The sequence below is a fragment of the Pseudomonas sp. Z3-6 genome (genome assembly GCF_051131985.1).
GTDB classification, from domain to species: domain Bacteria; phylum Pseudomonadota; class Gammaproteobacteria; order Pseudomonadales; family Pseudomonadaceae; genus Aquipseudomonas; species Aquipseudomonas zanjanensis.
On sequence record NZ_CP071644.1, the window covers coordinates 4,279,953 to 4,294,582 of the forward strand.

15 protein-coding genes are annotated in these 14,630 nt (G+C 61.9%); 10 read left to right on the forward strand and 5 right to left on the reverse strand.

Going from position 1 to position 14,630, the window contains the following annotated elements:
* Window positions 1-227: 227 nt before the first annotated feature.
* Entirely contained in the window at window positions 228-515 is a 288-nt protein-coding gene (locus tag J3P88_RS18390) for a phage infection protein (RefSeq protein ID WP_250965689.1), read from the forward strand.
* A gap of 209 nt (window positions 516-724) precedes the next feature.
* On the opposite strand, the gene hpaR (J3P88_RS18395) is transcribed toward J3P88_RS18390, so the two are convergent.
* Window positions 725-1,147 carry a homoprotocatechuate degradation operon regulator HpaR gene (gene hpaR / locus J3P88_RS18395; RefSeq protein WP_186707419.1) on the reverse strand — a complete coding sequence of 141 codons (423 nt, stop codon included), beginning with the start codon at window positions 1,145-1,147 and terminating at the stop codon, window positions 725-727.
* Window positions 1,148-1,379: 232 nt separating this feature from the next.
* Window positions 1,380-2,285, reverse strand: a complete 906-nt coding sequence (hpaA, locus tag J3P88_RS18400) for a 4-hydroxyphenylacetate catabolism regulatory protein HpaA (RefSeq protein ID WP_186707418.1) — start codon at window positions 2,283-2,285, stop codon at window positions 1,380-1,382.
* 185 nt (window positions 2,286-2,470) lie between these two features.
* On the opposite strand from hpaA, the gene J3P88_RS18405 reads away from it, so the two are divergent.
* The 8 genes from J3P88_RS18405 (at window position 2,471) to hpaI (ending at window position 9,931) form a co-directional block, all read left to right on the forward strand.
* Window positions 2,471-3,148, forward strand: coding sequence for a fumarylacetoacetate hydrolase family protein (locus J3P88_RS18405; protein ID WP_434570818.1), 678 nt, complete (start codon window positions 2,471-2,473; stop codon window positions 3,146-3,148).
* Window positions 3,145-3,915 (forward strand): fumarylacetoacetate hydrolase family protein, encoded by a 771-nt coding sequence (locus J3P88_RS18410; RefSeq protein WP_186707416.1) that lies wholly within the window; start codon window positions 3,145-3,147, stop codon window positions 3,913-3,915. Before J3P88_RS18405 ends, J3P88_RS18410 begins: the two co-directional genes overlap by 4 nt.
* Before the next feature lie 5 nt (window positions 3,916-3,920).
* On the forward strand, window positions 3,921-5,381 hold the full coding sequence (gene hpaE, locus J3P88_RS18415) for a 5-carboxymethyl-2-hydroxymuconate semialdehyde dehydrogenase (protein WP_434570820.1): 1,461 nt from the start codon (window positions 3,921-3,923) through the stop codon (window positions 5,379-5,381).
* 222 nt (window positions 5,382-5,603) lie between these two features.
* On the forward strand, window positions 5,604-6,461 hold the full coding sequence (gene hpaD, locus J3P88_RS18420; RefSeq protein ID WP_186707414.1) for a 3,4-dihydroxyphenylacetate 2,3-dioxygenase: 858 nt from the start codon (window positions 5,604-5,606) through the stop codon (window positions 6,459-6,461).
* 92 nt (window positions 6,462-6,553) lie between these two features.
* Window positions 6,554-6,946: a 5-carboxymethyl-2-hydroxymuconate Delta-isomerase gene (locus J3P88_RS18425; RefSeq protein WP_186730909.1), complete on the forward strand. Its 393-nt coding sequence runs from the start codon at window positions 6,554-6,556 to the stop codon at window positions 6,944-6,946.
* A 52-nt stretch (window positions 6,947-6,998) separates the two neighbouring features.
* Entirely contained in the window at window positions 6,999-8,303 is a 1,305-nt protein-coding gene (locus J3P88_RS18430) for an MFS transporter (protein WP_186730908.1), read from the forward strand.
* A 12-nt stretch (window positions 8,304-8,315) separates the two neighbouring features.
* The gene (gene hpaH / locus J3P88_RS18435) at window positions 8,316-9,119 is read left to right on the forward strand and encodes a 2-oxo-hept-4-ene-1,7-dioate hydratase (RefSeq protein ID WP_434570822.1); all 804 of its coding nucleotides are present in this window, start codon (window positions 8,316-8,318) and stop codon (window positions 9,117-9,119) included.
* A 14-nt stretch (window positions 9,120-9,133) separates the two neighbouring features.
* On the forward strand, window positions 9,134-9,931 hold the full coding sequence (gene hpaI / locus J3P88_RS18440) for a 4-hydroxy-2-oxoheptanedioate aldolase (RefSeq protein ID WP_434570824.1): 798 nt from the start codon (window positions 9,134-9,136) through the stop codon (window positions 9,929-9,931).
* A gap of 157 nt (window positions 9,932-10,088) precedes the next feature.
* On the opposite strand, the gene hpaR (J3P88_RS18445) is transcribed toward hpaI, so the two are convergent.
* The 3 genes from hpaR (J3P88_RS18445) to J3P88_RS18455 all read right to left on the reverse strand — a co-directional run bounded on the left by hpaR (J3P88_RS18445) (window position 10,089) and on the right by J3P88_RS18455 (window position 12,985).
* A complete protein-coding gene (gene hpaR, locus J3P88_RS18445; protein WP_434570826.1) occupies window positions 10,089-10,511 on the reverse strand; it encodes a homoprotocatechuate degradation operon regulator HpaR in 423 nt (140 codons plus the stop codon).
* 305 nt (window positions 10,512-10,816) lie between these two features.
* The gene (locus J3P88_RS18450; RefSeq protein WP_186730852.1) at window positions 10,817-11,758 is read right to left on the reverse strand and encodes a p-hydroxyphenylacetate 3-hydroxylase reductase component; all 942 of its coding nucleotides are present in this window, start codon (window positions 11,756-11,758) and stop codon (window positions 10,817-10,819) included.
* Between the two features lie 57 nt (window positions 11,759-11,815).
* Window positions 11,816-12,985, reverse strand: a complete 1,170-nt coding sequence (locus J3P88_RS18455; protein WP_434570829.1) for a p-hydroxyphenylacetate 3-hydroxylase oxygenase component — start codon at window positions 12,983-12,985, stop codon at window positions 11,816-11,818.
* Window positions 12,986-13,296: 311 nt separating this feature from the next.
* Here J3P88_RS18455 and J3P88_RS18460 point away from each other — a divergent pair, with 311 nt between their 5' ends.
* Window positions 13,297-14,595 carry an NAD(P)/FAD-dependent oxidoreductase gene (locus tag J3P88_RS18460; RefSeq protein ID WP_186707406.1) on the forward strand — a complete coding sequence of 433 codons (1,299 nt, stop codon included), beginning with the start codon at window positions 13,297-13,299 and terminating at the stop codon, window positions 14,593-14,595.
* Window positions 14,596-14,630 lie beyond the last annotated feature (35 nt).

The following is a 14,630-nucleotide window of genomic DNA, read 5'->3' on the forward strand; positions in this document are numbered from 1 at the left end:
ACAATTCACGGTTTTTCAGCTCGTCGAGCACTCGGCAGCGCCTCGCCTCCCCATGCCTCAACAGGATTTGTATCGCTCTGTATAGGAAGCACGGCTTGATACGAAACGACAGATTTCGCCCCCGCCTCGCACACATCGTCGATACATCTGCGCGTTTAACTGTGATCACCGGACAGCAACACCTTCGCTGCCACGGACTTACTCAATCAAACGCAAGGAGAATCACCATGTTCAACTTCTCGAAACTGTCGTCCTTGGCAATCGCCCTGGCACTGGTTGGCGGTGTCGGCCTGGCGAACGCTGCCTCGGCAAAGAACGACCCGGCCCAGGCTGAGCATCAACTGGCTGAAGGCGGCTCTGATCGTTTGAGCCAGAATCGCGTGGCTGAAGGTGGTTCCGATCGTTTGAGCCAGAATCGCGTGGCTGAAGGTGGTTCCGATCGTTTGAGCCAGAATCGCGTGGCAGAGGGTGGTGCTGATCGGTTGCAGGAGCTGCGTGAACGCAGCCCGGTGTGAAGGAAGCGCTTCTGTGGCGAGGGAGCTTGCTCCCGCTGGGCTGCGTAGCAGCCCCCTGCCCACTCCCACGCGTTCAGGTGAGCTTTGCGACTGCTTCGCAGTCGAGCGGGAGCAAGCTCCCTCGCCACAAAAGCCCAGAAACTCAGAAACTCAGAAACTCAGAAACTCAAGCCTTACTGGCCCAAAACTCAAGCCTCAAGCCTCAAGCCTCATGGCTTGATGTTCTTCAACTCACCGAGCAACGCGAGCAATTGCTGCATCTTCTCCTCGCCAAATTGCTCTTCGATCCGCCGGTAATTGCTTTCCATGCCCTCGCTCATGGACACGAAACATTGCTGGCCACGCTCGGTCAGGCCCACGAAGACCCGACGCTGGTCCTGGCTGGATTTCTGCCGACGCACCAACCCGTCACGCTCCAGGCGACTGAGCACACCGGTCATGCTCGGCTTGAGAATGCAGGCCTGATGGGCGAGCTGGTGGCTTTCCAACTCACCTTGCTGATGGAGGATGCGGATCACTCGCCACTGCTGTTCCGTGAGGTCATGCTGGTTCAGCGCCGGACGAAAAAAAGCCATCGCCGCTTCGCGGGCTTGCAACAGGGTCAGGGTCAAAGAGGGTCTGGGATTGGCCATGTTCGAACTGTGTGAATGGGCGAGTCGGCAGCTTAGTGTCGTCTCCAGGCTGCCGCAAGAAGCAAAGTCTCTCGGGAGCTTCTGTGGCGAGGGAGCTTGCTCCCGCTCGGCTGCGCAGCAGTCGTCAGTCTCGCCTGGTACACCGTGTCGAATGGTCTTGGGGCTGCTGCGCAGCCCAGCGGGAGCAAGCTCCCTCGCCACGGGACTATCTGCATAAAGTACGGCTGCGTTTTCAGCGCAACCCCGATTGCCGCTGGCGATACTCCCCCGGCGTGAGTTGGGCGTAACGCTGGAAAAATCGGCTGAAATACGCCGGATCCTTGAAGCCGAGCTGGTAGCAGATTTCATTGGCCGAGCTGCCGGTGAACAACAAGAGGCGCTTGGCCTCCTGCATCAGCCGCTCCATGATCAGGCGCTTGGAGGGCAAATCGGCGATGCGTCGACACACGTCGTTGAGGCGCGCCTCGGTCACGCCGATGCCTTCGGCGTAGCGCGACAGCGGCCAATGCTGCAGGTAATGGGCCTCGATCAGCTCATTGAAGCGGTGAAAGATCTTCAGGTCTTCATGCCGCGCGGGCCTGGCTTCCAGGGAGTTGGAACACAAGCGCAGCAAGCTGATCATGATCAAACGCGTCAACCCATCCAGCGCCGCGCTACGCCCCGGATGCCCCGCCACTACTTCCTCGCTCAGTTCCTCGAACAAGTATTCCAACCGCCGCACCTCCCCTGCCTGTCCAGGCCCCAGTTGCGCCAAGGCCACGCAGGCGGCCGGCAGTTGCACGCCAGCCGGCGCCAGGCTCGGATCGGCGTCGATCAACTGCCATACCAGTTGTTGGCGCACCGTCAGCACATGCCCGTCGCTGTCGGCCTCGGTCACGAAGGCATGGGGAATGGTCGGCGGGGTGAGGAAAAACATCGGGCCGGATTCGACGTATTGCTGGTCATCGAGGTACACCCGCACGGTGCCGCTCTTGACGTAGTGCACCTGGAAGAACCGGTCGTGGCGATGCACCGGCATGTTACGGCCGAAAAAACCCGCCAGGTTGGCGAGGCGGTCGTAATGCACTTCGGCATCGCTGTAACGCTGGTCGTACACCTGACCAATGTTGATGTTCGGGATCGGCTGGCGCTCGGTCATCACGCAGTGCTCGTTTTTATTCTGATTCAGGTACCTGCCGCCCTCATCCTGCACCGAATCCGGCAAGGCAACCAGTGCCGGTCATTCTGTCACGCTTGACGATAGTTAACATCTTAATTATAACTGTTAACACATTAACAATAACCGCAGAGCCCGCATCACTCTGCCATCGCCAGGAGACAAGCATGAGCCGTGCCCTGCATGACGTCGCGACCGGCACCCTGTTCGGGGTCGCGCTGAACTACCAGGGGCTGCTGAAACAGCGCCTCGCCGAGTTCGAGCAACCGCCCTACCAGAAGCCGCCGCTCAAGCCCGTGCTGTTCATCAAGACGCCCAATACCCGCAACCGGCACGACGCCGATGTGGTTCACCCAGGTGGCGGCGAAACGCTGCAACCAGGACCGGCCCTTGGCGTGGTGATAGGCAAATCGGCCAGCCGCGTCAGCGCCGCCGAGGCCATGGACTACGTGGCCGGCTACACCGTCGTCAATGAATTCAGCCTCCCGGAAGACAGCTATTACCGCCCCGCCGTCAAGGCCAAGTGCCGGGACGGCTTTTGCGCCATCGGTCCGGAACTGGTGCCGAGCGCCCAGGTGGCCGACCCCCACAGCCTGGCGATCACGCTGTACGTCAATGGCGAGGTCCGCCAGCAAAACAGCACGGCCAACTTCGTGCGCAACATTCCCCAGTTGATTGCCGAGATCAGCGAGTTCATGACTCTGCATGCCGGCGATGTGCTGATCACCGGCACGCCTGAGGGGCGGGTCGATGTGCTGCCCGGCGATCGCGTCGAAGTGGCCATCAGCGGCCTGGGTCGCCTGGTCAATACCGTCGTGGCCGAGGAAACAGGAGCAGGTTCATGAAACACGCGCGCATTCGTTTTGCAGGCCAGGATCACGCCGTCACCGTTGAGGCCCACAACGCCGTACGCCTGGCCGACGGTCGCCTGCTGGCCGAGGACCAGGTCCAATGGCTGCCACCGGCCACCGGCAGCATGTTCGCCCTGGGCCTGAACTACGCCGATCACGCCGCCGAACTGGCGTTCAAGCCGCCGACCGAACCCCTGGCATTCATCAAGTCGCCTGGCACCTACACCGGCCACAACCAGGCAACCTGGCGTCCCGACAATGTCGCCTACATGCATTACGAGTGCGAGCTGGTGGCGGTCATCGGCAAAGCCGCGCGCAACGTCAAGCGCGAGGATGCGCTGGGCTACCTGGCCGGCTACACCGTGTGCAACGACTACGCGATCCGCGATTACCTGGAAAACTACTACCGCCCCAACCTGCGGGTGAAGAACCGTGACGCGACCACGCCCGTCGGCCCCTGGATCGTCGATGTGGCCGATGTGCCGGACCCGAGCAACCTGACGCTGCGCACCTGGATCAACGGCGAGCTGCGCCAGGAAGGCAGCACGAAGGACATGATTTTCGACATCCCCTACCTGATCGAATACCTGTCCAGCTTCATGACCCTGCAGCCCGGCGACATGATCGCCACCGGCACGCCGGAAGGCCTGGCGGACGTGGTGCCCGGTGACGAAGTGGTGGTGGAAGTGGAAGGCGTCGGTCGCCTGGTCAATCGAATTGTCAGCGAAGCCGAGTTCTTCGCATCCCGTAAAGAGGCTTGAGCAGCATGATCAAACATTGGATCAATGGCCGTGAGGTCGAAAGCAAAGACGTCTTCGTCAACTACAACCCGGCCACCGGGGAGGCCATCGGCGAAGTCGCCAGCGGCGGTGCCGAGGAAGTGGCCCAAGCGGTCGCGGCGGCCAAGGAAGCGTTTCCGAAATGGGCCAACACCCCCGCCAAGGAACGCGCCCGGCTGATGCGCAAGCTCGGTGAACTGATCGAGCAGAACGTGCCGAAGCTGGCCGAACTGGAAACCCTCGACACCGGTTTGCCGATCCACCAGACCAAGAACGTGCTGATTCCGCGCGCTTCCCACAACTTCGATTTCTTTGCCGAAGTCTGCACGCGAATGGACGGCCATACCTACCCGGTCGACGATCAGATGCTCAACTACACCCTGTACCAGCCGGTGGGTGTCTGCGCGTTGGTTTCCCCCTGGAACGTGCCGTTCATGACCGCGACCTGGAAGACCGCGCCATGCCTGGCGCTGGGCAACACGGCCGTGCTGAAGATGTCTGAGCTGTCGCCGTTGACCGCCAACGAACTGGGTCGCCTGGCGGTCGAGGCCGGCATTCCCAACGGCGTGTTGAATGTGATCCAGGGTTATGGCGCCACGGCCGGCGATGCGCTGGTGCGTCATCCGGACGTGCGGGCGATTTCTTTCACCGGCGGTACCGCCACCGGCAAGAAAATCATGCAGACCGCCGGGTTGAAAAAGTACTCGATGGAACTGGGTGGAAAATCGCCGGTGCTGATCTTCGAAGACGCCAACCTCGAACGGGCCCTCGACGCCGCGTTGTTCACGATTTTTTCCCTCAATGGCGAACGCTGCACCGCTGGCAGCCGGATCTTCATCCAGGAAAGCGTCTACCCGCAGTTCGTCGCCGAGTTCGCCGCCCGTGCCAAACGCTTGATCGTCGGTGATCCGCAAGACCCGAAGACCCAGGTCGGCTCGATGATCACCCAGGGCCATTACGACAAGGTCACCGGCTACATCAAGATCGGCCTCGAAGAAGGCGCCACGCTCTTGGCCGGTGGCCTGGAACGCCCGGCCAACCTGCCGGCTCACTTGAGCCGCGGCCAGTTCATCCAGCCGACCGTGTTCGCCGACGTCAACAACAAGATGCGCATCGCCCAGGAAGAAATCTTCGGCCCGGTGGTGTGCCTGATCCCGTTCAAGGACGAAGCCGAAGCCTTGCAGCTGGCCAACGACACCGAATACGGCCTGGCCTCGTACATCTGGACCCAGGACATCGGCAAGGCCCATCGCCTGGCCTACGGCATCGAGGCCGGCATGGTGTTCATCAACAGCCAGAACGTGCGCGACCTGCGCCAGCCTTTCGGCGGCGTAAAGGGTTCCGGAACCGGCCGCGAAGGCGGACAGTACAGCTTTGAAGTGTTTGCCGAGATCAAGAACGTTTGCATCTCCATGGGCAGTCATCACATACCGCGGTGGGGGGTGTGACCCAGATCGGGTGATCCCTCTGTAGCAGGTGATGCATCTGCGGCAAGAGATACACCCTGTGGCGAGGGAGCTTGCTCCCGCTGGGCTGCGAAGCGGCCCCGCTTTTTCCTGGCGATTGCTGCGCAATCGAGCGGGAGCAAGCTCCCTCGCCACAAGCGCTCATCGGCAAGACTTGATTCACCGTTTCAAGATCAACAAGAACAACATTTCAGGAGAATCATCATGGGCGAAGTCGTCCTGGCTGCGAAAATCTGCCACGTTCCCTCGATGTACCTGTCGGAGCTGCCCGGCAAGCACCACGGTTGCCGCGCCGCCGCGATTGCCGGCCACAAGGAAATCGGCCGTCGCGCCCGTGAGCTGGGCGCCGACACGGCCGTGGTGTTCGACGTGCACTGGCTGGTCAACAGCGCCTATCACGTCAACAGCGGCGAGCACTTCAAGGGCGTCTACACCAGCAACGAGCTACCGCACTTCATCAAGAACATGGAGTACGAATACGCAGGCGCGCCGGAACTGGGCGAACTGATCGCCGCCGAGGCCAATGCTGTGGATGTGCGCACCCTGGCCCACAACATTCCAAGCCTGGAGCTGGAATACGGCACCCTAGTGCCCATGCGCTACATGCACATGGATGTCCCCCAAGCGCAGAAATTCAACGTCGTGTCCATTGCCGCCTGGTGCGCCTGGCATCGCCTGCAAGACAGCTTCGCCTTCGGCGCCGCGGTGCGCCGGGCCATCGAAAAAAGCGATCGCAAGGTGCTGGTGCTGGCGTCCGGTTCGTTGTCCCACCGTTTCTCCGATGATCGCAACGCCGAAGCCAACATCCACAACTGGACGCGGGAATTCGACAAGCAGGTGGACCTGCACGTCGTCGACATGTGGCGCCAGGGCCGCTGGAAAGAGTTCTGCGCCATGCTCCCGGATTACGCCGAACACTGCTTTGGCGAAGGCAAGATGCATGACACCGCGATGCTGCTGGGGCTGCTCGGCGGACCGGACTACGACAAGCCTGCCGAAATCATCACCGAGCCGTTCGGCAGCTCCGGCACCGGACAGATCAATGCCATTTTTCCAGTCTGAATAGAGCAGCTGCAAGCCGCAAGCTACAAGCTGACCGCGCTCAACTTGCCGCTTGCAGCTGACAACTCAAAACTGCCGACCCAGGAGGCCCCATGCCGCATTTCATCGCTGAATACACCGACAACATCGAACGCCAAGCCGACCTGCCCGGCCTGTTCGAAAAGGTCCATGCCGTGCTGGGCGACAGCGGCGTGTTCCCCCTGGGCGGCATCCGCAGCCGCGGCGTACGCCTGGACACCTGGCGCATGGCCGACGGCAAGCATGACTACGCCTTCGTGCACATGACCTTGAAAGTCGGCCACGGTCGCGACCTGGCCACCCGCCAGAAAGTCGCGGAAAAACTTTTCGAGGTCATCACCGCGCACTTCGCCGAACTCCAGGCCCAACGCCTGCTGGCCCTGTCGTTCGAGATGATCGAGCTGCACGAACAACTCAACTTCAAGGCCAACAACGTCCACGCCTTCCTCAAGGGTCAGGCCAGCTGAATCCATCTGCCCCGCTCTCCCCATCGGCCTCTCTGACAAAAAGTACAAGATCATGAGCACAGCCAATACCGCCGACACTGTCGGCACCATCGCCCACGACCGCACCCATGCCACCATCACCTGGCGGCTGATGCCGCTGCTGCTGGTCTGTTACCTCTTCGCCCACCTGGACCGCATCAACATCGGCTTCGCGAAGATGCAGATGAGCGCCGACCTGCAGTTCAGCGACACGGTCTACGGCTTCGGCGCCGGCCTGTTCTTCATCGCCTATGCGCTGTTTGGCGTGCCCAGCAACATGGCCCTGGACCGGGTCGGCCCGCGGCGCTGGATCGCTACCCTGATGGTAGTCTGGGGCGCCTTGTCCACCGGCATGTTCCTCATCGAAAGCGCCGCCGGTTTCTACGTGCTGCGCTTTCTGCTGGGCGTGGCCGAGGCCGGTTTCTTTCCCGGCATCCTGGTCTTTCTCAACCGCTGGTATCCGGCCCGGCGCCGGGCCCAGGTGACGGCGTTGTTTGCTATCGCGGTGCCAATGGCCGGGGTGATTGGCGGGCCCTTGTCCGGCGGTATTCTCGAGCATTTCCATGACCTTGGCGGCCTGCGCGGCTGGCAGTGGATGTTCGTCATCGAAGGGCTGCCGGTGATCCTGCTCGGCTTGGTTGTGCTCAAGTGCCTGCCGGACAGTTTCGAGGCGGTCAACTGGCTGACACCCCAGGCCAAGCAACAGCTGCGCGAACAACTGAGCCTTGAAGAGCAGCGCAAATCCATCACCTCGTTCTCGGCGATTCTCAACAACCCCCAAGTCTGGTTGTTGGTGGCGGTGTACTTCGCCGTGATGCTGGCGGTGAACACCTTGGCCTTCTGGATGCCGACCCTGATCCACGGTGCTGGCATCGGCAGCGACGGCAAGGTCGGGCTGCTCAGCGCGGTGCCCTATCTGGCCGGCTGCTTCTTCATGATCGGCTGCGGGCGCTCCTCCGACCGCCATCGCGAACGCCGCTGGCACCTGTGCGTGCCGCTGTTGATGGCCGCGCTGGGCATCGCGGTCGCCGGGCTTTCCCCTGGCAACCCGACCCTGGTGCTCAGCGGCCTGATCGTCGCCGGCATGGGCGCCAGTGCGGCGTTGCCGATGTTCTGGCAACTGCCGCCAGCCTTCCTGTCCAACGGCACCCAGGCCGCCGGCATCGCGCTGATCAGCTCCTTTGGCAGCATCGCCTCATTCTTTGCGCCCTACTTGATCGGCTGGATGCGCGACACCACCCAGAGCGCCAGCCTCGCCCTGTACGTGCTGGCCCTGCTCATCGCCCTTGGCGGCTTGCTGGTGCTGCGCACCCGGGCTGCCATCGTCAATCCTCAATAAGAGACCCTTGCCATGCTTGACCAGACCTTCATCCAGCAAGCCGCCGCGCGCCTCGACCAGGCCGAACGCACCCGTGAGCAGGTGCGACAGTTTTCCCTCGACCACCCGGCAATCACCCTTGAGGACGCCTACGCCATCCAGCGCGCCTGGGTCGCGCAAAAGATCAAGGACGGGCGCAAGCTGGTCGGCCACAAGATTGGCCTGACCTCCCGGGCCATGCAGGTGTCGTCGAACATCACCGAGCCGGACTACGGCGCGCTGCTCGACGACATGTTTTTCGATGAAGGCACCGACATCCCGTTCGAGCGTTTCATCGTGCCACGGGTGGAAGTGGAACTGGCGTTCATCCTCGGCAAGCCGTTGAAAGGCCCGAACGTAACGGTGTTCGACGTGCTCGACGCCACCGAATGGGTGATCCCGGCGCTGGAAATCATCGACGCGCGCATCCAGCAGGTCGACCCACACACCAAGGCGACCCGCAAGGTCTTCGACACCATTTCCGACAACGCCGCCAATGCTGGGGTGGTCATGGGCGGTCGTGCCGTGCGCCCGACCGAGATCGACCTGCGCAAGGTGCCGGCGGTGCTCTACCGCAACGGCGTGATCGAAGAATCCGGCGTCTCGGCGGCGGTGCTCAATCACCCGGCCAAAGGCGTGGCCTGGCTGGCGAACAAGCTGGCGGCCTATGACGTCACCCTGCAACCGGGACAGATCATCCTCGGCGGTTCCTTCACCCGCCCCGTGGCCGCCAACCCCGGCGATACCTTCCATGTCGACTACGACATGCTCGGTTCCATCGCCTGCCGTTTCGTCTGATCGGAGACCGCCTCATGGACATGCCCATCAATACCTTCAAGCAACGCCTGCGCAGCGGCGAAGCACAGATCGGCCTCTGGCTGGGGTTGGCCGATGCCTACTGTGCGGAGCTGGCGGCCAATGCCGGCTTCGACTGGCTGCTGATCGACGGCGAACACGCGCCGAATGACTTGCGCACCTTGCTCGGCCAGCTCCAGGCCGTGGCACCCTACCCCAGCCAGCCGGTGATACGTCCGGTGATCGGCGCCACGGCGCTGATCAAGCAAGTGCTCGATATCGGCGTGCAAACCTTGCTGGTGCCGATGGTGGAAAGCGCCGACCAGGCGCGCGAACTGGTGCGTGCCATCCACTACCCGCCCCACGGTGTCCGTGGTGTCGGCAGTGCGCTGGCCCGGGCGTCCCGCTGGAACAGCATCCCCGGCTACCTCGACAAGGCCGATGAACAGATGTGCCTGTTGGTGCAGATCGAGAGCCGCGAGGGCCTGGCCAACCTGGATGCCATTGCCGCGGTGGACGGTGTGGATGGGGTCTTCATCGGCCCGGCGGACCTGAGCGCGTCCATGGGGTTTCGCGGCAACCCCGGTCACCCGGATGTGCAAGCGGCCATCGAAGACGCCATCGCCCGCATCCGCCAGGCCGGCAAGGCTGCCGGGATTCTCAGCGCCGATGAAAAACTGGCCCGGCGTTACCTCGAGCTAGGCGCGGCGTTTGTCGCGGTGGGCGTGGATACGACGGTGTTGATGCGGGGCTTGCAGACACTGGCGGCGACGTTCAAGGGCACACCAAAGCCGACGGTTGGCGGCGTGTACTGACACACCAATCTCTATGGCGAGGGAGCTTGCTCCCGCTGGGCTGCGCAGCAGCCCCTGGATCAGCCGCCGCAGAGTTTCAGGCAATAGCGTTGGGGCCGCTTCGCGGCCCAGCGGGAGCAAGCTCCCTCGCCACAAAAGCTAGCTCCACTTGGCGGTCTCAGCGCCTGATCGCCTTCAGCTCATTGAGCAACCCCAGCAACGTCTGCAATTTTTTTTCCCCCAGTTTTTCCTGCAAACGCTGATAGTTCGCTTCCATGCTCTGGCTCATCGAATCGAAGCTCGCCTGCCCTTGCGGCGCCAGGCGCACCAGCACCCGTCGCTGATCCTGTTCGGCCTTGCGCCGCACCACCATGCCCGCCGCTTCCATGCGCACCAATACGCCGGTCATGCTGGGCTTGAGGATGCAGGCCAGTTCGGCCAGGCGATTGATTTCCAGCTCGTCGTGCTGGCTAAGGATACGGATGACCCGCCATTGCTGCTCGGTCAAGCCGTGTTGGTTGAGGGAAGGCCGGAAAAAACCCATGGCCGCTTCGCGGGCCTGGAGCAGGGTCAGGGTCAAGGATTGGCGCGGCTGAGGCATGGGTTAGGTTCGCGAGAAGATTTAGTTAATGAGTTAACTAAATATTAACAGCTTCCAACCCATGCCGGACGCTCCGTTCACAGAATCTAGATCAAGCGATGGCCCTTGTGGCGAGGGAGCTTGCTCCCGCTGGGCTCTGTAGGAGCTGGCGAACGCTCGGGCCGCGTTCGGACGAACTTTTGATCTTTCGCTCGAGGTTCAAATGTCTGGAAAAAGATCGCAGCCTCGCTCCGCTCGACAGCTCCTACAGGCCCAGCGGGAGCAAGCTCCCTCACCACAGCGAAGCGCTCAGTATCGCTGCAAACTCAAGCGCCCTTGATCACTCCCTTGAGCACTTGCTTGAAATGCTCGACCTGTTCCTCGCTGAACTGGCCGAACACCTTATCCTGCTGTTCCTTGGCAATCGCCCAGAGCCCCTCAGTCTCATCGATGCCCTTGACCGTCAGGCGTACCCGCTCGCCTTCATCGCTCACCAGGCCCTTGCGCTTGAGGTTGGCCACGGCTTCTTCGATCTCGCGCACCGGCATTGCCACTTCCCGCTGCAGGTCACACAGGTTCAGCCCGGCGTCGTTCTCCAGCACCATCAACATCCGCGCTTCGCTGGTGCGCAAGCCGGTGGACAACTGACGCGGCTGGTAGCTCGCCTGGTAGGCTCGCAGCGCCTGGGTCATCAGGTAATACAGGTTGTGGCTCAAGCGGCCTTGGAAATGGCTGCTGGGGGACTGGCCCTCTTCCCGTTTGGTCATGCGTGTGTGAGGCAAGACCATCGAGTAGGCGCCCTGGTGGTAGAGCAACGGCGAACGGCCGAAATCATCAAAGGCCACGACCTTGCCGATCATGATCCAGTGATCGCCACCATCGACCTGCTGGAATTTTTCGCAGTGAAAACGCGCCGAGCAGTCCACAAACACCGGGGCACCGCCTTCGCCGGCCTCGAATTCGATTTCAGCGAAGCGATCATCCTTAGGTCGCGCGAAGTTGTTTGACAGGTCGATCTGGTCGGCGGCCAACACGTTCACCGCGAAATGACTGGCGGCCTCGAACACGTCGTGGCTGCTGGAGCGCTTATCGATGCTCCACAGGATCAGCGGTGGATCCAGGGACACCGAGTTGAAACTGTTGGCCGTCACCCCGACCTTGCGGCCATCTTCAGTGGCGGCGGTGACCACGGTCACGCCGGTGGCGAAGTTACCCAGGGCCCGGCGGAACGCGCGGGTGTCGAAAGTGGTATCACAAAGACTGGACATGCAAGACTCCCGGCCGCCTCAAGGGACGGCCTCGATTATTGTTCTAGGGACACGCGGTCAAACCATGGAAGGATCGGGATCGAGCCCCATCAGCTCACGACCGAGGATCTGCGCGCAGACGTCATAGTCGGTGTAGGCATGGGCCCCGGTCAGGTGGGCGTCGCGGAACAGCCGTTGCAACTCGTTGCTCTCGAACCAGGCGCCGCCGCCGGCCGCCTCCATCAAGCGGTCGACGGCCTGGATGCACATCTTGGTGGCGTAGCCTTGGTTGGTCCGCCAGAACGCCAGGGTTTCCCGGCTGGGGTACGCGTGGCGCTCGCCGTGTTCGGCGTGCTCCTGCCAGGTTTTTTCCAGGAAAGCACGGGCCGCCGCCACCTGATGGGTAGACTCGGCCAGGCGCATCAATGCCGGGGTGGCGGCACCGACGGCCGCGCCCGTGTAGGCCCGCACGCGGTTGCGGGTTTTCTCGCGAAAGACCTCCAGCATGCGCTCCGCCACGCCCAGGCTGACCGTGGAGAAACCACTGGCGAAGTACGGCCGGTACGGCGAGTAGAAAATCTTGCTGTCCGGGTAGAGGCCGAATCCACCGGACTTGCCTTCCATCATGTCCTTGGCTTTCTGGATCCGGTGTTCCGGCACGAAAGCGTTGTCGATGATCAAGGTCTTGCTGCCACTGCCGCGCATGCCCACCGCGAACCAGTCATCGCGAATGTCATAGTCGCTGCGCGGCAGCACCGCAAAGCAATAGTCCTGGGTGCCTTCGGCGTTTTTGCGGCGAAACCCCACGATCGCCCATTCGGCATGATCGCAGCCGCTGCTCCAGCCCATTTCACCGCTGAACATCACACCGCCGTCGGCCTCTTCGGTGCGACCAAACGGTGCAATGCTGCTGCTGGCGGTGGCATCCGGGTCATCACCCCAGATTTCCTCCTGGGCCTTGGCCGGGAACATTGCCAACTGATGGCTGTGGGTGCACAACAGGCTCATGGCCCAGGCCGTGCTGGCACAGGCACCGGCCAACAGCGCGATGCAATCGGCGAACTGCGGCAGGGAAATCTCCAGGCCACCATAGGGTTTGGGCTGGAAGGCCCGGTGCATGCCGATGCTCTTGAGCAAGGCGATATTTTCGGCGGGCACGCTACGGTCTTTCTCCGCCTGGAAGGCGTTTGCGGCAATGGCCGGCAGGAGGGGCTTGAGGTCTTCGAGCAGCGGGTTTGGCTTTTTCATGGACGGGCTCTTTTATTATTGGCGTCTGCCGTTCCCGCCTTTGCCCGGCAACCCGGGGCGCACAAACAGCGGGATCAGTGATTAAGGCCGGTCCAGTATGGGCAATCGCGGGCAGGTGAAAAATGCACCTTCCAGATCCAAGATTGTACTTTTCATGGGGCAGGCTTCGGCCTCCGTGGCGCCCTCGGTCAAATCCCTCGGCACGGATGATCAAGACAAGCGCCCTGCCAAGGCTCTTAATAGGGCCATCCCTTGCCAAGCCTTGCGTAGGCGTGGCAACGGCGTTCTCTTTCACTTTGTCAGGTTGCGTCATGATCACTATCGAAACGCCCACCTATTACACGGCCACCAAGAAATACAACCTCAGCTTCCCCACGCTGGAACAGGACGTGGACGCCGACGTCGTGATCATTGGCGGTGGTTTCTCCGGCATCAATACTGCGCTGGAACTTGCTGAAAAAGGCATCACCAACATCGTGGTGCTGGAGGCGCGTTACCTTGGGTTCGGCGGCACCGGGCGCAACGGCGGGCAGATCATGGCCGGCATCGGTCATGACCTGGAAAAGATCAAGAAGGACGTGGGTGAGGACGGCTTGCGCCAAGTCTTCGAGATCAGCGACCTGGGTGCCGACATCATCAAGGACCGCATCGCCAAGTACGCCATCGATGCCGATTTCTGCCACGGTTACGGCTACATGGGTTTCAACGCCCGCCAGGAAAAAACCCTGCGGGCCTGGGAAAAAGATTTCAAGTCGATCAACAGCAAGCACGAGATCCGCTTCCTTGGCGGCTCCGACGTGCAGCAGATCATCGGTTCCAAAGCCTACGGCAGCGCGTTGCTGCACATGGGCGGCGGACATGTGCACTCGCTGAACCTGTTGCTGGGTGAAGCCAAGGCGGTGGTCAGCCACGGCGTGCGGATTTTCGAGAACAGCCCGGCCCTGGAAGTCAGCTATGGCGAGCGCATCACCGTGCGCACCGGGCGCGGCTCGGTCAGGGCCAGCAAGCTGCTTTGGGCCTGCGACAGTTTCCTCAACAAACTGGAACCGGAACTGCACCGCTCGACCATCAACACCTACGCCTTCCAGATGATGACCGAGCCGTTGTCGGACGAACTGATCCAGCGCATCAGCCCGATTCGCGGCGCCTACAGCGACATTCGCCCGGTGATCGACTATTACCGCGTCACCAACGAAAACCGCCTGCTGTTCGGTGCCGCGACGCCGTTGGTGGAACACATCCCCCAGGATCTCAAGGCCTGGAACCGGCGCCTGATGCTGAAGATCTTCCCGTACCTCAAGGACGTGAAGATCGACCTGGCCTGGGGCGGCCCGATGGCCTGCAGCCCGAACCTGTTCCCGCAGATCGGCACCCTGCCCGGGCGCAGCAACGCGTTTTTCGTCCAAGGTTACTCAGGCTTTGGCGTCACGCCGAGCCACATCATCTGCAAGGTGCTGGCCGAAGGCATGAGCGAAGGTTCGGCGCGCTACGACCTGGTCAGCTCGATCCACCGCCCGACCATCATTGGCAAAGACGCCATTCGTCCGTTGCTGCTGACGGCCGGCAAGTCCTGGCATCAGCTGTCGGGCTACTGGAATGGCCGGCGCTGACGGTCAGATGCCAATCAGCTAAGCAAAAACCCTGT